This window comes from Streptomyces sp. NPDC039430, assembly GCF_055639435.1.
The window spans coordinates 125,386-150,513 of sequence record NZ_JBVKAK010000009.1 but is presented as its reverse complement, the minus strand read 5'-3'; the positions used below and the strand labels follow the sequence as shown (position 1 = coordinate 150,513).

Annotated in this window: 14 protein-coding genes; 3 read left to right on the top strand and 11 right to left on the bottom strand. The window is 73.2% G+C overall.

The window, feature by feature from the left end:
• Positions 1–136: 136 nt before the first annotated feature.
• Positions 137–1,537, top strand: a complete 1,401-nt coding sequence (locus ACZ7LS_RS23085) for an MFS transporter (RefSeq protein ID WP_382529675.1) — start codon at positions 137–139, stop codon at positions 1,535–1,537.
• Here the strand turns inward: ACZ7LS_RS23085 and ACZ7LS_RS23080 are convergent.
• The 11 genes from ACZ7LS_RS23080 to ACZ7LS_RS23030 all read right to left on the bottom strand — a co-directional run bounded on the left by ACZ7LS_RS23080 (position 1,512) and on the right by ACZ7LS_RS23030 (position 22,356).
• Entirely contained in the window at positions 1,512–3,581 is a 2,070-nt protein-coding gene (locus ACZ7LS_RS23080; protein WP_385130674.1) for a hypothetical protein, read from the bottom strand. The genes ACZ7LS_RS23085 and ACZ7LS_RS23080 overlap by 26 nt on opposite strands.
• A gap of 1 nt (position 3,582) precedes the next feature.
• Positions 3,583–5,694: a serine/threonine-protein kinase gene (locus ACZ7LS_RS23075; protein ID WP_385130672.1), complete on the bottom strand. Its 2,112-nt coding sequence runs from the start codon at positions 5,692–5,694 to the stop codon at positions 3,583–3,585.
• Between the two features lie 61 nt (positions 5,695–5,755).
• Positions 5,756–8,464: a hypothetical protein gene (locus tag ACZ7LS_RS23070; RefSeq protein ID WP_385130670.1), complete on the bottom strand. Its 2,709-nt coding sequence runs from the start codon at positions 8,462–8,464 to the stop codon at positions 5,756–5,758.
• Entirely contained in the window at positions 8,461–12,198 is a 3,738-nt protein-coding gene (locus tag ACZ7LS_RS23065) for a tubulin-like doman-containing protein (protein ID WP_385130667.1), read from the bottom strand. Before ACZ7LS_RS23065 ends, ACZ7LS_RS23070 begins: the two co-directional genes overlap by 4 nt.
• 119 nt (positions 12,199–12,317) lie before the next feature.
• Positions 12,318–14,663: a VWA domain-containing protein gene (locus ACZ7LS_RS23060; protein ID WP_385130665.1), complete on the bottom strand. Its 2,346-nt coding sequence runs from the start codon at positions 14,661–14,663 to the stop codon at positions 12,318–12,320.
• Between the two features lie 125 nt (positions 14,664–14,788).
• On the bottom strand, positions 14,789–15,346 hold the full coding sequence (locus tag ACZ7LS_RS23055; RefSeq protein WP_382529691.1) for a Pycsar system effector family protein: 558 nt from the start codon (positions 15,344–15,346) through the stop codon (positions 14,789–14,791).
• On the bottom strand, positions 15,343–16,410 hold the full coding sequence (locus ACZ7LS_RS23050; RefSeq protein WP_382529694.1) for a hypothetical protein: 1,068 nt from the start codon (positions 16,408–16,410) through the stop codon (positions 15,343–15,345). The genes ACZ7LS_RS23055 and ACZ7LS_RS23050 overlap by 4 nt, the downstream gene beginning before the upstream one ends.
• Complete coding sequence (locus ACZ7LS_RS23045; RefSeq protein ID WP_385130661.1) at positions 16,403–19,135, bottom strand: hypothetical protein; 2,733 nt, start codon at positions 19,133–19,135, stop codon at positions 16,403–16,405. The genes ACZ7LS_RS23050 and ACZ7LS_RS23045 overlap by 8 nt, the downstream gene beginning before the upstream one ends.
• A gap of 6 nt (positions 19,136–19,141) precedes the next feature.
• Complete coding sequence (locus ACZ7LS_RS23040; RefSeq protein WP_385130659.1) at positions 19,142–20,014, bottom strand: hypothetical protein; 873 nt, start codon at positions 20,012–20,014, stop codon at positions 19,142–19,144.
• A gap of 110 nt (positions 20,015–20,124) precedes the next feature.
• Positions 20,125–20,853, bottom strand: a complete 729-nt coding sequence (locus ACZ7LS_RS23035) for a Crp/Fnr family transcriptional regulator (RefSeq protein ID WP_385130657.1) — start codon at positions 20,851–20,853, stop codon at positions 20,125–20,127.
• Between the two features lie 468 nt (positions 20,854–21,321).
• On the bottom strand, positions 21,322–22,356 hold the full coding sequence (locus ACZ7LS_RS23030; RefSeq protein WP_382529706.1) for an LLM class flavin-dependent oxidoreductase: 1,035 nt from the start codon (positions 22,354–22,356) through the stop codon (positions 21,322–21,324).
• Positions 22,357–22,773: 417 nt separating this feature from the next.
• Between ACZ7LS_RS23030 and uppS the strand changes: the two genes are divergently transcribed.
• Together uppS and ACZ7LS_RS23020 are read left to right on the top strand one after the other, a co-directional pair.
• On the top strand, positions 22,774–23,487 hold the full coding sequence (uppS, locus tag ACZ7LS_RS23025; protein WP_382529709.1) for a polyprenyl diphosphate synthase: 714 nt from the start codon (positions 22,774–22,776) through the stop codon (positions 23,485–23,487).
• Between the two features lie 104 nt (positions 23,488–23,591).
• Positions 23,592–25,055 carry an oxygenase MpaB family protein gene (locus tag ACZ7LS_RS23020; RefSeq protein ID WP_382529731.1) on the top strand — a complete coding sequence of 488 codons (1,464 nt, stop codon included), beginning with the start codon at positions 23,592–23,594 and terminating at the stop codon, positions 25,053–25,055.
• The last annotated feature ends 73 nt before the right edge of the window (positions 25,056–25,128 follow it).

Below are 25,128 nucleotides of genomic sequence, written 5' to 3'. Positions count from 1 at the left end.
AGCCCGCGGGATCGGTAGGCCGGCCGGATCGGTAAGCCTGGCTTCACGAACGTTGCGATCTTCGCCGTTGTTCCCCCATGGCCCCTGATCGATGGTGGCTGAGCCAAGAACTTCCCTACACCAGCGAGGAATTCAGATGAGTGCGCGTGACTGGGGCGTGCTGTTCGTCCTGTGCGGTGCGATCTTCCTGGAAGGCATCGACGTGGCCATGCTCAATGTGGCCCTTCCCGCCATCCGCTCCGAACTCGGCCTGTCCACAGGCGAGTTGCAGTGGGTCATGAGTGCGTACGTCCTCGGATACGGCGGCTTCATGCTGCTCGGGGGACGGGCCGCCGACCTCTTCGGCCGACGCCGGATGTTCGTCTTCTGGCTCACCGTCTTTCTGCTCTTCTCGGGGCTCGGCGGGTTCGCCACCGACGGCTGGACACTGATCGTCGCGCGGTTCGTCACCGGTGTCGCCGCCGCCTTCATGACCCCGGCAGGACTGTCCATCATCACCACGGGCTTCGAGGAGGGCCCGCGCCGGGACAAGGCGCTGCTCGTCTACTCCGGCACGGCGGCGGGCGGCTTCTCGATCGGGCTGGTCGTGGGCGGACTGCTCACCTCGGCCGACTGGCGGTGGGTGTTCTTCGCGCCGGTCGTCCTGTCCTTCCTCGTCCTGATGGCGGCGCTCGCGCTGCTGCCCGCGTCGCCGCGCCCGGACAGGACCGGAGAGAGCGTCGACCTGGCCGGTTCGGTCAGTGTCACGGCGGCCATCGTGCTGCTCGTCCTCGGTGTCGAACGCGCCTCCCACGCCGGGCTCGGCTGGACACTCGGCACGCTCGCGGCGGGCCTCGTGCTCCTCGCCGTCTTCGTCGCCGTCGAGCGGCGCTCGGCCTCCCCGCTCGTACGCCTGGGCATCTTCCGCAGCGGGCCGCTGGTGCGCGCCAACCTGTCCGCGCTGCTGTTCGCGGCAGGCTTCTTCGGATTCCAGTTCCTGGTGGTGCTGTACCTCCAGGAACTGCGCGGCTGGTCGACGCTCCAGACGAGTTTCGCGATGATCGTCATCGGCGTCGACGCGATCCTGTCCCCCACTCTCACCCCCAGGCTGGTGGCCAGATTCGGCAACGCCAGGGTGATCTTCGGCGGGCTGCTGCTGGCCGCGCTCGCCTACGCGCTGTTCCTGCCGGTCGGCGCCGACTGGACGTATCCGGCGATGTTCCCGAGCCTGATCATCCTCGGGCTGGCCTTCGCGCTGGCGTACGGCCCCCTGACCATCGCCGCCACGGACGGTATCGAGGAGCGCGAGCAGGGGCTGGCCGGCGGCCTGCTCTACACCTCGTTCCAGTTCGGCGCCGCGCTCGGCCTCTCGGCGGTCACGGCCGTGAACGTCGCCGCCACCGAAGGGGATTCGCCGGCGGCCCTGCTGGACGGGTACCGGGCCGCGCTGGTCGTCCCGTTCGCGGCGGCCCTGATCGCGGCCGTCGTCAGCGCGTTCGGGCTGCGGTCGGCGAAGGAGGCGCCGGCGGTCCTCACACCAGGATCAGCACCCCGATGAGGACGGCGATCACGATCACACCGATGCCGGTTCCCATCACGCAGCCCGGGTTGGTGGCCAGTTCGGACAGGCGGGTCATGAGGGTGGGGGGTGCCGGGTGGCCGGGGGAGAGCGGCTGGGGTGTGGTGGGCCCGGGGACCTCTTGCGGCATTCGGGGCAGTGGGGGCGGTTGGGGAAGTTGAGGTGGCTGGTGCGGCTGGTGCGGCTGGTGCGGCTGGTGCGGCTGGTGTGGCTGGGGGGTGATGGGCGGCGCGTGGGGCGGAGCGGGTGGGGACGCCGGGACGGTGTTCTGGCTGATCACGTCGCGCAGGATCTGCTGCCATACGACCGGCGGCAGATCGGGGGCCTGGCCGTTTCCGGGCGTGATGACGCTCTGCCAGAGCCAGTTGCCCGCCGTGGGGTGGCGGTCGCGGACCATGCGGTGCAGCAGTTCCTGGAGATCGCGCAGATAGCGTTCGTCGCGGGCCAGGGGGACGACGGCCCAGGTGAAGAGGGCGGCCGCCCGTTTGGCCATGGCCGTCCTCGAAAGGGGCTCCGTGTCCTGTCTGTTCGGCGTGTAATACAGGCCGTTGCGGAGCACCTCCGCGCACAGCTCGTGCGCGACGCTCGGCCGGCGTACCCGGACGCGGTGGTCGCCTCCCAGCTCGTCCAGCAGCAGTTCCACGGAGTCCTGCGGCAGTTCGGCGGAGCGCAGTTCGTCCAGGAGCAGTTCGTCGGACAGCGTGCGCAACCGCGCGGCGAGCAGGCCGCGTTGGGTGAGGTTCCCGCGCCGGTGGACGCGCAGCTCCGCGTGGAGTGAGCGCGCCTCGTGGGCGGTCAGCGGATAGCCGGTGGCGGGCGCGGGCTCCGGCGTGGGCCTTGGTGCCGGTGTCAGCGGTGGTTCGGTTGCCGGTTCCGGTTCGTGGTCCCGGTCCCGGTCCCGGTCCCGGTCCCGTTCGCGTTCCCGTTCCCATTCCCGAGCGGATACGGGCGCGGGCTCCCGCTCCGGCTCCGGTGCTGTGGGGACCGGGGCCGGGGCCGAGGCCGGCGCGGCGGTCGCGGGCCTGGGCGGCTCCCGGCGGTCGGCGTACAGGATCTCCTTCAGCAGGAGGCGCCGCCGCGCCCACTCCAGCCCCGCGCCGTCCCTGAGCCCCTCGGTCAGCTGCGGCACTCCCGGGGCGTCCGCCGGGTGCGCCAGGACGTGGTCCACCAGCCGGGCCGCCGCCATGTGCTCGAACTGGGGGCTGGCCGGTGAGCGGCCCATGACCCGGGCCAGCGGACCCGACCCGCCCGCGTCCGGTTCCCAGCGCGGGACGGACGTCAGCCGCAGCTGATGCGTGTCGACCGTGTCGTACGTGGCGAACGTCCACTCGTGGCCCAGCCAGGAACCGAAGAGCATGAACAGCCCCAGGTACACCAGCGGCGCCGCGTCCTGGTCCGGCCAGCCCGGCTGCTTCTCCTCGTCCGTGAGCAGCGACACCCGCTGCGCCGGATCGCGCAACCACTCCGCCGTGACCAGGATCAGCGCGTTACGGACCGACGGCAGCTGCTGCCGCATCCCGGGCAGCCGCTTGCGCGCCACCGCGTCCAGCTCCGCGGACTCCACCGCGCGCAGCCGCCCGGCGGCCTTCTCGGCGGACTCCCTGCTGCCCCAGCCGCCGTGCGCCAGCCCGAGACACTGACGGGTCTTGAGGGTCTTCGGGTCACCGATCAGGACATGGCTGACGGTGCTGGGCCGGCCACCCCGGTCGGTGGTGGGCCAGCGCTGTACGAGCATGACGTCGCCGTCGCGTGACAGCACCCGTACGACGCTCTGCCGCGGGGCCGCCGTACCGGACACCCACAGCAACGGGCCCAGTTCCCGGCCCAGTTCCTCGGCGCGTCCGGCCGGGCAGGAGTGGGCGACGGCCGTCATTCCGGTGCCCTGGCGGCCTTGGTTGCCGTCCCACCGGAAGACCACCTGGTGCACCGAGCCCGAGCCCGACCCTGCGGCACCGCTGCCGCCCGCCCCGCTCATGCCGCCCGCTGTCCGCCGGGACGGCCGCTGCTCCTCGAAGTCGTTCACTTCACTTCGCTCCCTCTCTCACAGAGCCCACAGAGCCCACTGAGCCCACGGAGCCCGCGGAACCCACAGAGCCCACGGCGGCCTCCGGCGCCGCCTCCATCGCGGGCGCCGTCCCCACGGCGAACTCCTCCGCGCCGCCCGGCACATCGATCAGCCCGTGCATCGCGAGCAGCGACAGCAGCGGTTCGAGCACCCGCCGGGGTCCCGCCCCCGCCGGATAGCGGCCGTGCTCCTCCTGGCCGCCGGTGGCCGACGCGACATGCAGGGTGCACCGGCGGATCGCGTCGAAGGGCCGCAGCCACGCCTGGCCCGCGTGCCGGCGCAGCAGTCCGTACACGTCCTGGCTCTCCTCGCGCGTCAGCGCGGGGTCGAGCGAGGTGGCCGGTGCCTGGTCGAGCCACCGGTCCACGGGCGGCTGGAACCGCAGCAGATCGGCCTTGCCGAGCACCATCGCCGCCGCCACGTCCAGATACGGCCCGTTCTTCGGCAGCCGGTCCAGGACCGTGCCGAACGCCAGATCGCCGTCCCGGTTCACCTCAAGTCCCCAGCGTTCCCTGGCGTGGTCCAGATGCGGCAGCGGGAGCGCCAGCGCCGGATCGACGACGAAGATCATGGCGTCGACCCCGAGCAGGAAGCGGAGCGCCGCGTCGGTCCGTACGAGATCCTCGCCGCCGAGATCGAAGAAGGCGACCGGCCGCACCTGCCCGTGGACGTCGGTGATCAGCAGGGATTCCACGAAGCGGGCGAAGCCGTCCAGGCCGAGGGCGCCGGTGTGGTCGAGGACCTTGCCGTTGCGCAGTGGCTGCACCCGTTCCCGTACGAACCGCGCGTGCTGCTCCGGGTTGACGGACTGCCACTTCAGGCCGAAGGGCTCCAGACCGCCGTCGGTGATCTCCGCGATCATCTGGGTCAGCAGATGGCTCTTGCCGGTGGAGGACTGGCCGACCATCGCGACCGTCAGCGGCCGGCCGTAGGTGAGGTAGGGCACCGGGATGAAGTGCTCGGGGAAGTCAGGGTCCGCCGTGCACTTCTGGACGGCGCCCCGCATGACGTCCTGGCGGCGCAGGGAGTTGCCGATGGCCGAGGGGTCGAGCCGCTGGTACTGCATCCTGCTGTCGGTCACGAACAGCGAGGTGAGGTCGAGCTGGATGGTCTCCAGGCAGTACGGGCAGAGCACCTCGCCGTTGGCCCGCCCGGCCGCCGGCCCGGGGCCGTCGTGGGACTCGGCCGCGGGCGCGAGCCGCTTGAGGCGCAGCGCCTGCTCGAACGCCTCCTGGTGCGGGCGCGTCTCGTCGGCGGGCACGGTGAGCGCGATACGCCGGGCCGCGCCCGGCGCCAGCAGGTCGAGCAGCCGGCCGGGGGCGGGCCGGTCGGCCGCCAGCGGGGCGAAGGCGCCCCGCAGCGTCTCGGCGAGCACCCGGTGTTCGCCGAGATCGGCGGGTGCCCGGTCGGCGGGACCGGCCCGGCCGGTCGCCAGCTGGTAGAGCACCTGGGCCGCGCTCCACACCATGTCCCGGGAGTCGACGAAGCCCTCGCCCCCGCGCTGTTCCGGCGAGCAGTAGGGCGCCCGGCCCCACCGGGTCCTCGGCCGTCCGGCGCGGGCCGCCCCCTCCAGGCCCCAGAGCTGGACCGATGTGCCGTCCCAGAGGACGTTGGCGGGCGAGATACCGCGTAACACCAGGCCCTGGCCGTCCAGCAGACACAGCGCCAGCATCAGGTCACGGGCGAAGCGCGGCTGGTCGGTCGCGGACATCACGTGCGTGCGTACGGCGGGCTCGCCGCGCGGCGCGGCGTACAGCAGGAACGGCTCGGCCGTGTCCAGCTCGTAGCCGATGACCTTCGGGAAGAGCGCGGCGTACTCGGTGGTGTCGAGCACCCGGTGCAGATGCAGGGCGGTGCCCGCCTCCGCGTCCAGCAGCGCGCGCGCCGCCGGGTTCGCCGCGGCGGAGGCCGGCAGCCGCACCTGGAGGCACTGCTGTCCCTCGTCGTCGAGCAGGCCCTTGCGGATCCACTGGGGCAGCAGCGGATCGCGGCGGGATTCGCGGCCGAAGCGGACGGGGGCGGTGCGGCGGCGCCCCGAGGGGGCGGTGAAGGAGAGGGTGGTGCTGGTCACCGGCGGTCGCCGTCCTTTCGTCGGTACGTGTGCGTCGAGCGGCTTCGGTGCCGGGTGCTGGTCACCAGCGCTCGCCGTCCTCTCGCCCGTACGCGTCTCCTCGTTCGTACGCGTCCACCCGGCCGGAGTCGTACGTGTCCGCCCTGTCGGACCCGTACGTGTCCACGCGGTCGGATCCGTACGCCTCCGCCCGGTCGGACTCGGGGCTCTGGCGCGACCGGACCGTGTCCACCACCCCCATCCGCAGCGGGGTGAGCCGGATCAGACCGGCGTACCGCCCCGACGAGGTCCACAGCGCTTCCTCCGGCTGGCCGGAACCGCTGGTGCGCCAGGCGTTCTCGACCTCGCCGCGCACGGCCTCCGGGGCGAATCTGATCCAGACCGCCGCCGCCGGGTCGCGGCTGAGCAGTGCTCCCTGCTCGGGCGAGGAGAGCTGCACCACGATCCGCCGGTCGGCCTCCGCGCCGACCAGTTCGGCCACCCGGTGCGGGTCGGTGCCCAGCAGATTCGCCGACGTCGTGCGGGTGCGGTGCGCGGCGGCGAACGGGGGCGGGGCCAGGACGCCGTTGCGCTGGAGGTGATGGCGCGCGGTCGACAGCAGCTCACGGACGCGTGCCTCGGTGCGCCCGACGGCGAGCGTGCCGGCCTGGCCGCGTTCGACGGCACCCCAGTAGGGCGCCATCGCGACCAGCGCCGCGTCCGTCAGATCGCCGGCCAGGGTGGCGACCAGCTCAGGGCCGCCCTCGCCGCTCTCGCGGTCGAGCCAGCGCGGAACCCCGGCGGTGCGGTCCCCCCACGGGGCGGCGGACCTGGCGGCGCTCTCCGTCTTCGCCGGTTCGTCCCAGGAGGGTCCGTCCTCCCAGGCGTACGCGCTCGCCCAGTCGGTGTCCTCGTCGCCGGCCGTACCGAAGGCGTCCGTCTCCAGGCCCGAGGCGCTGGTCAGCCAGTCGTCCTCGGCGGCCGGTTCGGCGCCGCCCGTATCCGGGACCGAGGGCCGGTCCGGCTCGGGCACCGCCTCGGCGTCCGCCGCGGCGGCCGTCGCCCGCAGCATCCCGGCGACGGACCGGGCCGCGTCGGCGCAGTACAGGCGTTCCTCGGCGGCCCAGTGTTCACGGACCGCCTCGGCCAGCAGGCCGTCGAGCCCCTCCAGGGCCCGGCGCAGTACGGCGGTGCCGTGGCCGGCGGCCCAGAAGTCGGCCGCCTCGCCCCACAGCCGCCGCGTCGTCTCCACCGCGACACCGAGGCCCACCAGCAGCCCCGCGGTGCTCAGCCAGAGCGGGGGCTCGGCGGCGTACGCCACCACCACCCCGGCCACCGCGCCGCCGACCGCCGCGGCCCGGGGGCCCACGGCCCAGTGGCCCGGCCGCCCCGCGCCCCGCAGCCGGGCCGCGCCGAGCACCGCCACGGCGATGAACACCAGCGGCACGACGACCGCGAGCGCCGCCAGCGGCCCCTGCCACAGCGCCCCGAGCAGCCCCGCGACGGCCGCCACCGGAGCGACCACCGGGCCGGGCACCGCGACGCCGCCCGTCGACAGGCGCGGGGCCACCGCGTCCGCGGAGTGGCCGGCGAGCCTCGGCAGCAGCGCGGAACCGGGCACCGGCTCCACCCGCCCCGCCAGCCCGGTGAAACGCTGGGCCACCGCGCGCAGCGCCAGCCCCTGCCCCAGCAGCTTTCCCGCGAACTCCCGCAGGCCCTCGCCGATCCGCTCGCCCACGCCCTCGGCCGAGGGCACCCGCAGACCGAGGGCCGCGAGCCGGGCCGCCGCCTCGGCGGCGGACGACGTCGCACCGGAGCCGCCACCGCGCAGGGCCGTGCCGACGAGATCCTGGTAGCCGTCGAGCGCCCGGCGGGCCTGGTCGAGGTCCGCCTCGAACGCCTCCCTGCGGGCGCCGCTCAGCAGCCCGGGGAGTGAACGCAGCCCGGCCTGCGCGTCCTCGGCGTCGGCGAGGGCGTCCGCGCAGGCGCGGTACGCGTCGTCCGCGACCCCGCCCGCCACCCGGTGCCGCTGGTCGGGGCCGCCCCGGCCCGTCACCAGGCCCCGCAGCGGCTCCGGCAGATCGACGGTGGACCACGTGGTCACCGCGAGGTCCGGCACGCGCCCGCCGCCGTCCGGGAAGCCGCCGCCCGCGAGGCCGCCGCCCGCGAAGCCGTCACCGCCCGCGAGGCCGTCCTCGCCCGCGAACCGGGTGAGCGCGTCGCGCCAGGCCCGGTCGCGCACCTCCGGTGGCAGGTCCTGCTCCAGCAGCCGCACCCCGGGCGCGGCGACGGCGTCGGGCAGCGACCCGAGGTCGTCGAGCACCCGCAGGAAGACGTCGGGGACCGACAGCAGATCCACCAGGACCGCCAGCGCGTCCGGATCGTCGGGCGCGGGCTGTTCGAGCGCCGTACGGGCGGAGCGCAGATCGCCCGCCCACAGCAGGCCGATACCGGAGCCCCGCAGCAGCGCGGGGCGCAGCAGCCGCCGGTCCGGCTGGAACGCCTCGTTCTCACCGGCGTACGAACCGGGCGCGCTGCCCACCAGCAGGACGAGGATGCGGACCTCGCCCACGGCCCGGTAGGCGGTGATCAGTTCGTACTGCCGCTGATGGTCGGTCAGTCCCGCCGGGGTGTCGACCACCAGGAACAGCGGGTGGTCGGGCTCCGGCAGCCCGGCCAGGCCGAGCTGTCCGGCGACCTTGGCCCGCAGGACCGGGGCGTTGTCGAGTTCCGCCGCCCCGGCGCGCAGATCGAGATGGATGACGGTGGCGATCTCTTCAGGCGTGATCACTCCGCATCACCGTCCCAGGGGTTGCGGCGGGATTCGTCGCGGTCGCGGCCGCCGTCGCGGTCTCTGTCGCGGTCTCTGTCGGGGGCATCGGGGCCCGCGCCGGAGTACGGGCGGCGGGGGTCGACGGGGCCGCCGGGGTCGTCGGGACCACCGGGGTCGTCCCATGGCACGGAGGGCCGGTCGGCGCCGCTGGGGCGGCCGTGGTCACCGTCCCCGGAGGCACGCCGCGGACGATCGCCGTACGACGCGCGGCCGCCGTATCCGCCGCGCTCGCCGTTGGGGTCGCGGTCGCCGTACGTTTCGCGCTCACCGTTGGGGTCGCGGCTGCCGTACGTTTCGCGCTCACCATTCGGGTCGCGGTCCCCGTTCCGGTCGCGGTCGCGGCTGCCGTACGCCTCTCGCTCGCCGTACCTGTCACCGCCGCCGTGCCTGTCGCGTTCGCCGTACCCCTCGCGTTCGCCGTGCGTCTCACGGCTGCCGCCCGCCGGGTACGCGTCGGCCGGGGCGCGCGGCGCGGTGCCCCAGTCGTCGTCATCGGCCACCGCGCGGCGGGGTTCCGGAACCTCCTTGCGGACGCGCGGCTTGGGCGTCCCGCCGCGTACGTGCTCCAGCAGCGTCCGCAGCGTCGGCTGGATGGCGCGCTGGTCCCCGAACTCCGTGTCCAGTGCGGCGGGCAGCGTCTCCGCCCAGAACTCCCACAGCGGCCGTACCCATCCCTCGACCCGCTCGCCGCCGCGCTCGCGGCGGTCCTCCAGCAGCTCCAGCTGGCGCGGGGCGATCTTCTCGACCAGCTCGACGAAGAGCGGATGCGGCTCGCTGCCGCTCCGGGCGAGACCCAGCGGCTGAGCCCCCATCAGTTCGCGGCAGTAGTCCTCGACGGTCCGTTCGTCGTCCAGCACCGTCCAGCGTTCGTACGAGCGCAGCAGCTCCGCCCAGCTCGACACACCGCCGGGGAAGTCCCCCAGCCGCAGCCGCACGCCGGGCACGTTGTCCCCCGTCTCGGGGAACAGCCGCAGCCGCACCCGGCCCGGCGACGCGGAGTCGCCGTCGACCACGTCCACCTGGCCGTTCCACACGCAGCACAGCAGCCGGTGCAGGATGGTGCGGCGGTCGTCCTCGCCGCTCACCATCCAGCTGTCCCGGAAGCCGAGCCGCTGCCGCCACCGCAGCACGTCCTGGGCCTGCTCGGAATCCTTCGCCCTGGCCCACTGCCTGAGCACCTTGCGGGCCTCCGGCACCTGCGTGAGGCTCATCTCGCTGCGGAAGAGGACCACGGTGATCGAGTCGCTCTCCACGCCCCGGTACTCCACGGAGTTCTTGGCGTCGGCGGGCAGCCGCAGCGCCTTGCCGAGGTACTCCTGCACCTCCTCCACGGCCTGCACGCGCGGGTACGTGACGAGCGCCCGCAGCGGTCCCGTGCCCTCCGGGGTGAAGCCGACCGGCAGCAGCCCGGTCAGTTTGCGCCCGAACAGTTCCAGCGCCTCCTTGCTGACCTGGTCCGTGGCGTCCGCGTCGCCCGCGGCGGCGGCCAGCAGGGTGCTCATGGGCGGCAGCAGCGGGCGCTCCTCCAGCTGTTCGCCGCTCTCCGCGAACAGCCGGGTGATCCGGCCCTCCAGCTGCGCCTTGACGACCGCCACCGCGCTGTCCGGGCTGCGACGGCTGAGCGAGTGGACCCGGCGCCAGGTGTCCCCGTCGATCATCTTCAGCAGGAGCGTGGCCTCGTCGTCGTTCTCGCGCAGCCCCTCCCGGCGGATCATCCGGGTGACCAGGTCCTCGTAGAAGTGGTTGAGGGTGCGCTGCGGCGGCAGCAGGTACGAGATGCCGGTGCGGTCCTCGTACAGTTCGAGGCCCTTCTGCGCGGACACCTTGCGTTCCCGGTCGGAGTGTTTGCGGAAGGAGTTGACCAGCCGCCCGAGGTCGGTGCCCGCCACGTCCGCCTGGGACTGCCAGCGCTGCTGCTGCTCCCGCCACGCCTCGTGCCACACGGTCCTGCTGCGCCACTGGTACCAGGTGTCCTGGTCCCGGAGGGCCGCCTGTACGTCGTCGTCGCCCCAGCGTGCCGGGGACATACCGGCGAGGCGGCCCTTGATGCGCGGGCTCTTGGGCGGCTGCTCCGTCACCCCCGGCGGGCGCTGGGGGGCGGTGGCGCGGCTGTTGAGCATGCCCAGGAAGCCGAGCCTGGCGATCGGCTCCTCGCTGTCCGGGACGCCCCTGACGACGCGTTCGGCCAGGAAGGGGTCCACGGTCTGGAGGAGCTTGTCGATGGCGGGGCGCGGGGCGAACCGGTCGGCCATCGTCGCGGCCTGGCGGTCGGCGATGGACTGGAGATCGGACAGCAGCCGCTGCATGTCGGCGATCCGCTCGCCCAGCGCCTGTTCGATGGCCCTGCTGCCGCGCGGCAGCGGATCGGGCTCCGGCACGGTCAACTGCTTGCGCTCCCACAGCTCTTCGAGGTACGAGTCGGTGAAGAGCTGACGGATCATCGGCACCGCCGTCTCGCGGAGCGCGGTGCGCGGCCGCTCCACGAGATCGGTGACCGCCTCCCGCAGCAGCCGGCCGGCGACCAGGTCGGCCAGCTGGTCCATCGGCGCGGTCATGGAGGCGACGAGGCTGGTGGAGACGCCCTGTCTGCCGATGCCGGTGGGGGACAGGGCGCTGCGGTGCACGCCCCGGTTGATGAAGCTCGCGGCGAACGTCTGGAAGTCGTCGTCGGCCGCCGTCGACCGGCCCCGGGAGCGCCCGTCGCCCAGCTCGGTGCCGATCAGCGACATCACGAGCGAGACGATGGAGCGGCGCAGATCGTCCTGGCGGATGCCCGCGGTCGGGCTGAACAGGAAGGCCGTGGGCAGGATGCCGGTCCGCAGCCGGATCGGCTGCATGCCCGGGTAGTGGATGCCGAGCCCGGACTCATGGTCCAGGTCGCCGATCTCCGAGCCCTCCGTCGGCGCGTTCTGTCCGTCCACCAGCCGGAACAGATCGACCAGCGCGCGGGCCGCGTTGAGTTCCGCCTCCCGGCCGCCGCCCGCGGCCGAGGAGAACGAGGACGGCATCACGACCAGCGGATAGATCTTGACCCCGTCGAAGCGGCGCAGCTGGAACGCGTAGTTGATCAGATGCAGATAGTCCAGGAAGATCCCGGCGCCGGTGCCGCCGGCCACCGAGAAGGCGACGAACACGTCGCAGCCGGTGACCTTTCCGCCGCCCAGCTCGCTCAGCTCGCCGGCCGACCTGGCGATCGCGTCGATGGCCTGGAGCAGCGGTTCGAGGACGGGGGTGAGGCTGTGCCTGAGCGTGGCGAACAGCGCCGCGCGCCCGACGGTGGGCAGCTGGCCCGCGCCGTTGTGCAGCGGGGTGACCTTCGGCTCGTCGGTGCGCGGCGGCAGCCAGTCGGCGACCTCGTCGCGCAGGCTCGCCCGCAGCATCTTGGTCACCTCCGGTGAACTGTCGAAGTTCGGCAGCAGGTTGTGGGTGGCCCGGGAGGTACGGGCGTACGCGGCCCGCAGCGACGGGTCCACGTTGAACTGCGGCAGCCGTTGGAGGTCGGACTCGCTGTAGTCCGCGTACACGAACTGGAGGCAGTCGGGCAGCTGGTAGGGGGCGTGGCCGCTCAGATGGCTGAGCGCGACCCCGTCGGGACCGCACAGTTCGGCGCGCAGCTTGCGTTCCAGCTCGGCGCCGACCAGGCCACCGGTGCCGCCCAGGCCGACGAAGAGCATCGGCTGGAAGATTTTCATGGGGTTTCCTCCCGCTCACGGCCGTACCTGCGGCCGGTTCGTCCTCGGTGCGTCTGTGGGTTCACGTGGTGCGGACTCCTGGCGCGTCGCGGCGCTCCGGCCGCGACGCGCTGTCCGGGTCACAGGTACGAGTCGTAGGTGCTCGAACTCCCGCCCTCACCGGTCGCGGGGGTGGTGGTGGGCGTGCTGGTGGATGTGTCGGTCCGTGACCGCGAGGGCCGCGCCCGACGGGTGGTGCGGGTCCGGGTCGTGCGGGTACGGGTCTCCTCGCCGAGCGCGAGGCTCAGCGCATCCGTCAGCGGGACCTGGCCGTTGGCGGGCAGCCGGGTCCGCCGGCCGCCGCGCTCGCGCAGCACCGCGCCGCCTTCCGGGCTGCGCTGGACGGCGTACGGACCGTGGTTGCGCCGCTCGATGCGCGGGCTCCGGTGGGGTTCGACGACGGCGAACTCGTACCACTGCTTGTGCCCGTGCCCGGCCGGGTGCTCGCCGAGGATGTCGCCCGTCTCGGAGACCAGTCGCAGCACCAGGCCGAACGGGTCCCTGCGGGTGCGGCGCTGGCGCAGCCAGGCGAGAACGGCCAGGACGGCCAGGACGATCACGACGGCGGCGGACAGGAACACCCACCAGTACTTCTCCCAGATCCCGGGCTCCGGTGTCACCTGTACCGAGAGCGGGGAGCGCACCAGCGTCCGGTCGTCGTCGGTGGTGTCGACGACCGTGACGGTGCCGCCGAGCCGCAGTCCGTCGTCGCTGAGGCGGTCGCCGAAGACGTCCTCGGGGGCGACCTCGACCGTCACCTTCCGGGTCCCCGACTCACCGGGCTTCAGCTCGATCTCGGCCGGGGTGACCGAGAGCAGCCCGTCCTGGAGGTCGGCGACGGACAGCCGCAGGGTGTGCGGGGTGTCGCTGGTGTTGTGGACGGCCAGGGTGCCGGTGACCGAGGAGCCGGGATGGGCGTCCGCGGCGCGCAGGGTGAGCGCGGTGGTGACGGGCAGTACGCCGGGCGCGACCTGGCCGGTCTCGCTGCGGGTGTCGGCGCTCAGCCCCGACGCCGTCAGGGTGCCGCTCACCTTCAGCGCGCCGTCGGCGCTCTTCGGGATCTTCACGGAACCGGTGAAGGAGCCGTCGCTTCCGTCGGGATCGGTCCCCTTCCCGTCGTCGGTGAGATCCAGCGCCAGCGGGGCGAAGCCGTCGCCGGTCAGCTCACCGCGGACCCGCAGCCCCGCGTAGTCGTCCGGGTCCTTGATCTCGTACCCCTCGCGGGTCTGCAACCGCATGGTCACCGTGGTCTTCTCGCCGGCCTGCGGCGACGGCGGGTCCATGGTGATGGAGCCGCGCAGCTCGCCCTGCCACAGCACGCTGACGCCGACGGGCAGGGAGCGGTGCCCCTCGGGAGCCTCGGCCTTCACCTTCCAGATGCCGGGGACGGGGTCGATGATCTTCAGCGCCTCGACGGTGCCGCCCGCGCCCGCCAGTTCGAACCGTGACGCGCGGTACGTCCCGGAGGTGGGCACCTCATGGCCGCTCGGGTCGAGGTAGGTGACCGTCACCTCGGGGTCGCCCTTGTCGACCACGATGCTGCCGACGGTCGCCAGCGGTGAGATACCGATCTCCAGGGTGGCGGGCGGCCGGTTGCTGGGGCCCCGCTCGTAGCGCAGGCAGTGGGCGGCGGCGAAGATCTTCTCCAGCATCGGGCCGACGTCTTTCGCCCCGGAGACCTTGCTCGCCTTCGGACGGGCGGAGGGCAGCTCGACGCAGCCCTTCTGGAAGCCGCCCGCGGCGATCCGGTCGAGCTGCTTCTTGTCCGGGGCCGGACCGAACCCGAGCGGCCAGATCTGGACCTGCTGCTCGGCCGCGTTCTTCAGCTCCAGCTCCAGCTGGCGTTCGCCCTCGGCCTCGCGGTGCGCGGGATCGCCGTACTTGGGGCTGCCGCTGACGTCCATCTTCCCGTCGGTGAGCAGGAACAGCACGCGCGGCACCGACGGGTCGGTGCCGGTGCTCAGGTCGTGCACGCCCTGGCGTATCGCGCTGGGGAAGTCGGTGCCGGTGCCCTCGCTCTTCTTACGGCCGCGCAGCTTGCCCACGCACGCGCCGACCGACTCGCGCCCCGCCGCGTCCAGCGTGGTGCGCGGGCACACCGGGTCCACCGCGCGCTGGCCACCGGACTCGGCGGCGGCGAACCCGAAGACCGTGACGTTCGAGGACGAGGAGACGTCACCGAGCGCGATCCGGGCGGCGGCGGCCTTCTCGGCCTTCATGTCCTCGGGCGCGAGACTGGCCGACTCGTCCACGGCGACCGCGTAGTTGACGGAGGTGAAGGCCGGTTCCGACGCCGCCGCCGGCACCGGCCGCGGACCGGGGGGCGCCAGCAGGGACACGAGCACCGCGGCGCCGCCCAGCGCGGAGACCGCGCCGCGGCGCGCCCAGCCCTTTCTCGTCCGCTCTCTTCCCCTGAGTGTTCCCACGGCCGTCCCCTTATTTCGTCTCTGCGTGGTCTGCGCGGTGCGCGTGGTGTGCGCGGTGGTACGTCGTGCGCGCGGTGGCGCGGTGTGCCTTCGTGGCGTGGTGCGCGGTGGCCCGCCGGCGCGGGTCAGCGCGCGGTCAGACTCCAGATCAGCGCGAGCGCCGCCGCGGGGGCCAGCGTGCTCACTCCCCAGCGGATGGCCCGGTACTTGGCGGACAGGATCGAGCTGACGTCCACGGCCTGTATGAGCAGCCATCCGGCCAGGTCACGCCCGGCCTCGGCGACCTCGGCGGACAGCCGCGCGAAGTCGCGCGGGGCCAGCAGATCGCCGAAGTACGTCACCCCGTCCTGGTCCTGGCCGCGTATCGTGCCCGTACGCGGCATGAGCGCCCGGACCAGCGCGGTCACCGCGATCGCCCAGAGCACGCCCGCGACGACCAGCGTGGCGTCGGCCGGCCCGTGCCAGTCGGGCGCGCCGTGCCTGCTGATCAGGAACGCGGGCAGCGCCAGCGCCCCGGAGAGCAGGACGCCGGCCTTCGAGTCGGCCCGGCCGAGGTCCTCCCTGACCGTGCTCAGCAAGCGCTCGGCGATACGTTCCCCCGCCCGGTCGTGCCCGTGCGGACCCCCGTCCGGCACGGGCCCGGCCGGGTCGGGGGACGTGCGCGCGCCGCTGTCGGCGGTCATCGCTCCTCCTCCGCCCAGGACCATCCGTCGTCCCGGCCGCGGCTCCGGCGGCGCGGCGGCTCCGGTGCGGCGTCCTCGTCCACCGGCGGGCCGGCCCGGTGCCCGGCCCGGGAGGGCGGTTCGTCCGCCACCCAGTCCGGGGTGAACCGCTCGCCCGGCGGCGGATCGAGCCGCGGGGTGTCGCGGCGCGCCGGCAGGGAGCCGATGGGCCCCTGGACGCGCCGGCGGCCCCGGTTGAGCAGCTCAAGCGCCTGCGTCTCCACGTCGTTGGACTGGATCTGGCCGCTGGCGACCATGTCGAAGAGCCGGTCGACGCGGTCCTTCTCGTCCTGCCTGCCCTCCTGTCGGATCTTCTCCAGGAAGTCCTTGGCCGCCTGGGGGTCGGCCGCCAGCATGTAGCTGAGCTGGTCCAGCTCCCCGCCCTGCAACATGGCGCGGAACCTGCTCTGGTGCACCCGCGTCACCTCGGCCGAGGCGTGCGCGTCCCTGATGTCGTCCATGTGGTCGATCGTCTTGTCGTCCACCCGCAGCCGGACGTACAGCCGTACCCGCAGGCCGAACTCGGCGCCCAGGTCGGCCCAGCGCCCGCCGGCGCAGTGCCGGGTGATGGCGCGGTCCGCCTGCTCCGCCTGGGCCACCGGGAACTCCGAGGAGACCTCGCGCAGCCGCTCCAGCGTCGGGGCGGTGAGCCGCTGCGCGACATCGGTCACCACCTGGGTGGCGACCAGATGGGGATCGGTCACCGTCCAGTGGATGTCCACCTCGGCCTTGAAGAAGGTGGTACCGCCCGCCGCCGGCAGCTCCATCTGGAGCGTCGTCACGAACGTGCCGAGCGCGATCTCGCAGACGGTGTACGGCCGGGCCAGCGCCCGCTTGTCGTAGTGCTGGACGCCGGAGACGGTGGCCACGCTGTAGCCGCCGTTCCGGTAGAACAGCACCGAGGCGGTACGGGCGCTCGTCTGCCGGAACGCACCCGTCGGCGCGTAGTCCCGCAGGAACGGGCCCGCGGGCCCCGAGCCGTCGGGCCCGTCCCAGCCCGCCGCCACGTCCTCGTCCTCAGCCATGCCTCTCCTCCTCGCCCGTCCGGTCCGGCGACGGGACGGCGAGCCACCACAGGGAGCGCGCCTGCGCGTCGGGGAGCGGATTCTCCGGATCGTTCATCATTCGGCGCAGCAGCCAGTCCAGCCGCCGCCGGTCGTGCTCCTCGGCCGCCAGCGCGGGCAGCAGCGCCGCCAGCCCCGGCCTGGCCCACTCGGTGCCGTCCTTGCGCACGGCCGAGCGCATCAGGGCCTCCAGCGCGTCCATCGCCACGTCCTTCGACCGCGGGGTGTTCAGCGCCGTCCACAGCAAGTCGGCCATCGGCAGGACGAGTTCGGGCCGGGTGGCGGCGAGGGCCAGCGGGAGCGGCCAGTCGCCGCAGTCGGCCAGCGGGGAGCCGGGCTCGGCGGCCGGCACCTCGTCCACCCCGGTCAGCGCCATACGGACGGTGGTCACCAGACCGAGGTCCTGGTAGGCGTCGCGCTGGTGGTGGGTCCAGTCCGCCATCCGCCGCAGCACCTTCGCGACGTCCGGGAGCGCCAGCAGCCGTACGACATTGAACGAGGCGGCCGCCAGCTGGTCCCCGTCGTCACGGACCCCGATCCGGGCCAGCGCGTCCAGCGCGTCGTCGGTCGTGGCCGCGGCGTTCCCGTATCCGAGCGCCATCGCCGCCGTCCAGCGCAGCGGCTTCGTCCCGAACCTGCTCCAGTCGTCGACCAGTTTGCGCACTGCCTCGCGGTGCGAGGCGTGGCCGGCCGCCTGGTCCATCGTGGTGGCCGCGAAGATCCTCCGACGCGGGGTGGCCGCCTCGGCGAGCGGCCGGATCAGCTCCGCGTAACTGTGGTCGAAGTCCCGGACGGACAGCTCCCCGGCGGCCACCGCGGCGCGCATCCACACATGGGGGCGCGGGTCGTCCGACAGCAGCCGCAGCCAGCGCACGAGCGGCGCCCGTACGGGGAAGTGCCGGTCCCAGATCTCGGCGAGCACCGCGGCGGGCAGCGCCGAGCCCCGGTACCAGATCAGCCGCGCGGCCACCTCGGCACCGGCCACCTCGACCCGGCCGTCGATCAGTTCGGCCCGCGAGAGCGCCAGATCGGATTCCGGGTCGTCGCAGAACAGCGGGCGGGCCGGGGTGGTGTCCGGATCGCTCTGTACGGACAGTTCCCAGGTGAGCAGATGGGCGGCGGCGGCCACGGTGCTGTGCGGGGTCCCGCCGAGTACGGCGAGCGCGATACGGAACGCCACCGGGTGGAACAGCGCCGCCGTACCCGACCGCCCCGCGCCCCCGTCCGCGGCGGCGGCCGGGAGCGCGGCCAGTGCCCGGTCCACCCCGGCGAACCACTCCTGGGCCTGCCCGGCGGCGAGGCTCCGGCAGCCGGACAGCAACTCGTCGTAGGAGAGGTCCCCCAGCAGATGCCCGGCCAGCAGCGACGCCTGCACCTCGGCCTCGGCGGGGCGCAGATCCGTCAGCCCGACGGCGTCCCGGACCTCCTCGCGCTGTGCCAGCTCCTCGGCGGCGGCGAGCAGGTCGTCCAGACGGGGTCCGGCCTGGGGTCCTGGTTCGGGTGCGGCTTCGGGTCGGCCGCCGGGTCCGCCGCCGGGTCGGCCGCCGGGTCCGCCGCCGGGTCCGCCGTCGGTGGCGGCGGCGGCGGTGTGGTCCGCAGGCGACCGCCGGCGCTCCGCCAGCTCCTCCCGCCGTTCCTCCAGCTTCTCCCGCAGCCGGGTGGTGAGGAGTTCCTGGGTGGGCGCGGGCGGGCAGATCATCCCGTACCGCCCGGCGAGCAGCGGGTTCGCGGCCGACCCGAGTGTCACGACGATCACCGCGAAGGCCCCGCACCCGTCCAGGGCCGCGGCCAGCCCGTCCAGGTCCATCGCGTCCGGCGGCAGCGAACCGGGCCTGGTGAGGGCCAGTTCCAGCAGGTATCCGGTGCCGCGCCGGTCCTCCGCGCCGTCACCGCTCAGGAGGCCGGCCAGCCCCCGTACGCCACCGTCCGGATCGACCCGCGAGACCCGGGGGCCCGCCCCGGGCTCCGCGCCCGCGCCGGCCGTGACCTCGTCGAGGAGGGAGAGCGCGGTGCTGGTGCGTCCGGTGCCGGGCGCGGCGCCGAGCACGAGTAATCGGCGGGCGACGAGCGCGCTGCGCAGCCGCACGTACCCCTGCGGTACCACATGGGCCCTGCGCAGCCCGCGCAGTTCGTCCTCCGGGACGGGTCCGCTGCGCATTCCCGCACCGGACTGGCGGGAGTCCAGCCGCAGATGGATATCGCCGATATGGGCGCTCTGGATGAAGGAACGGTCGAAACTGTTCAGGTCCCGGCCGGTGTCGAACAGCATCCGGGTGGAGTGGCGCGCCCGCGAGGCGGCGGCCAGATCCGTGGGCCCGTCGTCGCCCTGCTCCTCGGCGAGCGGGTCGCGGGTGTGCTCCTTGAACCGCCCGGTGACGCGCTCCCGTTCCCGTTCCCGCTCCTCCTTCTCCCGTTCTTCCTTCTCCCGCTCTTCCCTTTCCCGTGCTTCTTTGTCCCGCTTATCCTGCTCGTTCCGCTCTTCCTTCTTCTTCCCCTTCTCCGCGGCCTCCCCGCCGCCGGAGTCGCGGTCGCTGCCGGCGCGTCCCTCCTCCGCGCGGGGCCTGTTGTCCCTGGCCCTCTCGTCCCTCGCCCTCTCGTCCCTCGCCCTGTCGTCCTTGGCCCTGGGCTGGTCGGCGGCCTGGGGCGCGCGTTCGGGGGATCCGGCCGCCTGCTGTTCGTCGGACATGTCGGGTCAGTCCTTCCGCGGCCGGGGAGAGTCGGTGATCCGCCCGATGTGCACGGGCTGCTGGTAGACGTTGTCGGAGTGCTGGGACATGTCGCCGTGGACGGTGTACTGGGCGCGGGGGGCACGGGGCCGGTCGTCGGCGCCGACGGCACCGTCGGCGTCTTCGCGGTCCTCGTGCTCCTCGTGGTCCTCGTGGTCCTCGTCGTCAACCCGCGTATCCGAGGCGCGCGGTGCGTCCGCGGGGCGCGGTGCGTCCGCGGCCGTCGGCGGTTCACCGGCCGGTATCACCGGAGCGGGCCGCCCGGGAAGGTGGAACCAGGCGTTGACATCGCCCTCCTTGATCTTCAGCCGGGCCAGGGCGTAGTGCGCGGGCTCGATGAACTTGCCGCCGCCGCTGACCACGTCCTCGTACAGCGCGTCCGAGACCACCACCACGAGATCGGCCCGCTCGGCGTCCAACAGCACACGGGCCATGGGGGAGTCGGCCAGCCGGCAGGCGAGATCGACCGCGCGCCCGCTGATGCCCCGGTCGTCGTGGCGTACCGGGCCGACGTGCATGCCCACCCGCAGCCCCAGCGGTACGCGCAGGGCGCGGTTCTCGTCGCGCAGTTTCTCGTGCGCCTCCACCAGCCACAGCCCGAGCAGCCGGGTCACCGCGACCCGGCCGGCCACCGACAGCAGCACCCCGTCGCCCCGGTCCTCCATATGGACGGCGTCCCGCGCCACCTTGGCGTGGGTGAAGGCCGTCTCCAGGACCCGGTAGATCCGGGCGCGCATCCGGGGCTTGTCCACGTCGTCGTACTCACCGGAGCGCCGCGCGTCGACGCTGATCACCAACTCGTAGCGTGCCTCGGCGACATCCATCGCGTCGTCGTCCACCCCGTGCCCCCTGTTCTGTCCGCCTGCCGTCCCCCATCAGCCTCGCGGCCGGGACGAAGGGCGTCTGTAGCCGTTTACACACGCCGGCCCGGTTTTCTCCCCCGCTGCCGCTACTCCTGATGGCCGTCCGCGAGGAGCGCGAGCAGAGCGGGGTCGAGGATCTCCACTCTTCGGTTGCCCGTGCGCACGATCTGCTGGCCGCGCAGCAGCCGCAGGGCCTTGGCGACGGCTTCCCGGGTGGCGCCGACGGTGGCGGCCAGTTCGTCCTGGGCCAGATGTACGACGGTGCCCGCGGGCGATGTCCCCGCGGCGGCGGGGGGCGCTACGGGGCCGGGTGCGTACGGCCCGGAGGGTTCGGCCCGTGACAGCTCGGTGAGCCGGCTGGCCAGACGCTGGAGGACGGTGAGAGACGCGAGCGCCGACCGCTCCTGGTCGGCGCTGCGGAGCCGGAACGTGAGCTGGCGTATCACCAGCCCGCTGACCCGTGGATGCAGCGCGAGGAAGCGCCGGAACGCGTCCCCGGAGATGACCTGGGCCTCGACGGGTCCCAGCGCGCGCACGGTGGCGCTACGGGGATGGCTGTCCAGCGCGGCCATCTCGCCGAGCAGCTCACCGGGGCCGCGCAGCCCCAGGATCAGCCGGGTGGCCCCCCGGTCCGTGGCCACGGAAACGGTCACCCATCCCTGAAGTATGATCATGATGTGAGTGGAGCGGTCGCCCTCCGTCAGGAGATGGGCGTCGGCCGCGAAGCGTTTCCGGTGCCCGAGAGCCATCACGCTCTCGTTCTCCCGATCGGTCAGCGCACGCGCGAACGCCAACTCATCGCCGAGCAGCCCCATGGCCACTCCCCCCACGGCAGTCAGGACGCTGATTTTCGTTGGCGTTGATGGTCGCAGAGTGACGTTCTGGTTGGAGCAAAACGCGCCACCTTGCCCATACTGGCCGGTAATCGCCGAACTGCCAGCTAGACCGCCCGCGCGCCGCGCGCCCCGGTCACCCCGTCACCCCCGGAACCCCCCTGCGGCCCCTACTCCCTGCGCCCGCCCCGTCTCCCGGTCCAGCCGACGACCCTGAGGTCAGGTCCCCCGCACGAGCGAAGCGGGCACTTCGACGGGGCAAACGGACAGGAAACGCGGACTTGGCGGAAACTCGGGTTTCCGGCGCCAACGCGGCGATTCGGCCCCGGTGGAGGGGAGTTGAGCCCCACATGCCCCAGCCGGGCGGGGAGTTGAGCCTCGGACGCCTCGGACGTCCCGGACGCCTCGGACGCCTTGCATGTCCCGGGCGCCTCGCACGTCCCGGATGCCTCAGGCGGGCCGGGCCCCCGGGGACGGCTGCCAGCCCAGAGCCGGGCCGAGCTTGGTGGCCATGTCGGTGAGGATCTGTACGTAGTCCTCGTGGTCGAAGGTGAACGGGAGCGCGAACGCGACCTCGTCGACCTCCCGGAACGCGGCGTGGGCATAGAGCTGTTCAGCCAGTTCGGCGGAGCTTCCGACGAGATCCGGCGCGAACATCAGCCGGGCCGGCCCCTGTGGCGTGGTGGTACGCGGCAGTCGCTGCCTCGCGTACGCCTCGTACTTCGCGCGCTGCTCCGGCGAGGCGCTGTCGGTGGGGATGACGACGAGCCCCTGGGACACACGGGCGCGATCGCCGTCCGGGTGATGGGCGCGGAAGGCGCGGACGTGCGACAGCTGGGTCGCGGCGAAGTCCTCGGACTCCTCCGCCTTCACGACGCTGCTGGTCAGGAAGTTCATACCCTGCTCGCCCGCCCAGCGCGCGGATCGCAGACTGGCCCCGCCGTACCACATACGGCTCGCCAGGCCGGCGGCGTGCGGCTGGACGCGGTCGGAGAACGCCTCGATGCCCTCCGTACCCCTGAACTCGCTGGCCGGCTCCCCACGCACGAACGCCAGCAGCCGCCGCACACGCTCGTAACCGAAGTCCTCGGCCTCGGCGGTGTCGGGATAGAGCGCTTGCTTCACCCGCTCGTACTGCATGGGCGGACCGACACTGACCCCCGGATTGAGGCGGCCTCCGGACAGGATGTCGACGGTCGCCAGATCCTCGGCAAGTCGCAGCGGATTCTCCCAGCCCAGCGGGATGACGGCGGTGCCCAGCTGGATACGGCTGGTGCGCTGGGAGGCCGCCGCCAGCACGGCGACGGGGGAGGAGATGCCGTACTGCAGATGCCGGTGCCGCAGCCACGCGCTGTCGAACCCCAGCCGCTCACCCAGCTCGATGACGGCGAGCGTCGACTCGTGGCCCCGTCCCGGATCGGCCTCGTCGAACAGCCCGATGGTCAGAAACCCCATACTCCGCAACGGCTCGGACGTCGTCGGCACGGAATCCCCCTCGTCCACGGTACGGCGCGCTCCGCCGTACACCAGCGTCCCTCCGATTGTCGCAGGCGCGCCGTGCTACGGCCGGGGCGTCCCGGCCGGCTTCCGGCCCGTCCTTCCCGGTGCCGGAGCGGTCCCGCCGCGAGGTGGTCGCACAATCGGACGTACGTACTGAGGGTGAATATGCGGAGAGTGCGACACGCCCGCGCTGACGTACCGGCACTCTGCTGAGGGTCCATCTCGGCGGCGCTCATGGCGGGGAGTGAGTCTCATGGCGGGGAATAAGTCTCGCGGCGGGGAGTGAGCAGTGACAGCCCGGGGGGAGCACAGGTGACGGCTGAAGCAGACCGCGGCACTTCCGCCCCTCCGCCGGCCCCCGCGCACACGCGTCGCCCGGCCGGTGACGATCGGCGACGGGACGTGCCGCGCCACGTCGCCTGTGTGATGGACGGGAACGGCCGGTGGGCGGCACAGCGGTCCCTGCCGCGTACGTCAGGCCATCGCGCCGCGGAGACAGCGGTGATCGACATCATCGAGGCGGCGCGTGCGGCGGGGGTGGAGTGGCTGAGCCTGTACGCGTTCTCCACCGAGAACTGGCGGCGCCCGAGCGGCGAGATCGACTTCCTCATGCGACTGGTGCGTCGCGTGGTGCGCAAGCATGCCGCGCTGCTGCACGCGCGCGGCATCCGCTGCCGGTTCCTGGGGGTGGCGGACCCGCGGATTCCGGCACCGCTGGCCCGGGACTTCGCCGATCTGATGACGCTGACCGGCGAGAACCGGGGCATGACGCTGACCGTGGCGTTCGACCACGGCGGACGCAGAGACATCGTCGAGGCGGCACGGTCCCTCATCCGCAGCGGGGTGTCCGCCGATGCCGTCGACGAGCGGCACTTCGCGGCCCATCTGCCCTTCCCCGACACCCCCGATGTCGACCTCGTCATCCGGACCTCCGGAGAACAGCGCATCTCCAACTTCATGCTGTGGCAGGTCGCCTACGCCGAGTGGATCTTCCCGCCGGTGCTCTGGCCCGACTTCCACGCGCCGCACTTCCTGGAGTGCCTGCACTCCTACCGGCAACGCGACCGCCGCTTCGGCGGCGTGACTCCGCGAGCGAACGGAGAACCCCACCCGTGACGGACACCGGCGACAGCCGCCCCCAGCACCCCCGTTCCGAGGCCGCCGGTCACGACCGTGACCCCGCCCGGCCGACCCCCGCTCCCGGGACCGGGCCCGGAGCTCTGTTCGGCCCCGACTCGCAGTTCCAGCGGTTCTTCAACGATCCGCGCTGGGCACTGGCCGTCCTCAGGGCCACGGTGCTGGAGGCCGCTCACCCGCAGATCGGCGCGGCCCTGATCGACAACTCGACGTTCGTGACGCACCCGTGGCGGCGGCTGCGCAACACCCTCGTCAGCCTGCAACGCATGTTCGGCCCCGACGAGGGGATCCGGCAGAGGGAGGCGGCACGGCTCAACCGTCTGCACGCGCGGCTGAGCGGTACGGACGCGCGGGACCGGCCGTACGACGCGATGGACCCCGAGGTCCGCGCCTGGGTGGTCGCGACGCTGTTCGAGAGCTCCGTCACCATGTGCCGACTGAGCGGGCAGCCGCTCGACCGGGCCACCATGGAACAGCTCTACGCCGAATTCCAGGCGTTCCTGGCGGCCTTGGGGGACGGGGCCGGCCATCTGCCGCCCACGCTGAAGGAGTTCTGGCAGTACTACGACCACATGGTCGAGGAGGAGCTGGAGGACACCGAAGCCCTGCGCATCATCCTCTACAAGCTCTTCGACCATCTCCCCGCGCCGCCCCTGCTGCACGGCCTGCCCACCCTCTGGGCGGCGGGTCGCGCGCTCGCCGGCCCGGTCCTCGGCGCGATCACCGTGGCGTCGCTCCCCGAATCCTTCCGGCGCCGGGCCGGTCTGCCCGAAATCCCCGGCGCGCAGGCGCTGATGCAGAGCGTCTACCTGGCCACCGGTCTGGCACGCTTCCTGCCCGACGACTGGGTTCAGGCCGAGAACGTCACCAGCCTGCTCTTCCTGTCCCCGGACAGCGACGACCCCCACCTCGCGACGCTCACCGCGCTGCGCGGCCGGATGAAGAGAGCCGGCGCCCTGCTCCGGCTGGTCACTCCCTTCCCCGCGCAGCCCGGCCCGGCCGGGGGCGCCGGACCACAACGGGACGCGGAAGAGTTCTTCACGGCGGTACTCGACCAGACCGGGGACGGCTATCTGGACTGGCCCGATCTCGCCGCCATGGCAAGGGAGTTGTCGTCCCGCCTCGATCTGGACGAACCGGCGGAGACCAAGCTCTACCACGCGTACGCCGAGTGGTGGAAGGAACTCCAGGCGGCTCTGGACGTGGACGGCGACGGCCGTATCAGCAAGGAGGAGTACGCCGCCGGTGTGCCCTCCCTCGCGGGGCCCGCGCTGATCAGGGTCGCCGAGGTACTCTTCGGCGCCACCGACGCGGACGGCGACGGGTCCATCGACGCGGACGAGTACCGGGCCCTGTTCCGGACCGCGTTCCGGCGCACCGTGGCCGGCATCGACGTCGGCGCTGACGTCAGTGGCGACGCCGACGCCGACGCCGACGGCGGCCACGGTGCGAGGTACTCCCGGAGCGCCTTCGTGAAGGACTTCCTCTCCTTCATGTCGGGTCGTTCGCGCTCGACCGCTTTCGACCCGCTGCTGGCCGAGGCGTAGGGGGCGCCCCTATCGGACCCCGGACCGCGGACCCCGAATTCCGGCTCCGGGCCCCGGGCTTCGGGGCGACAGG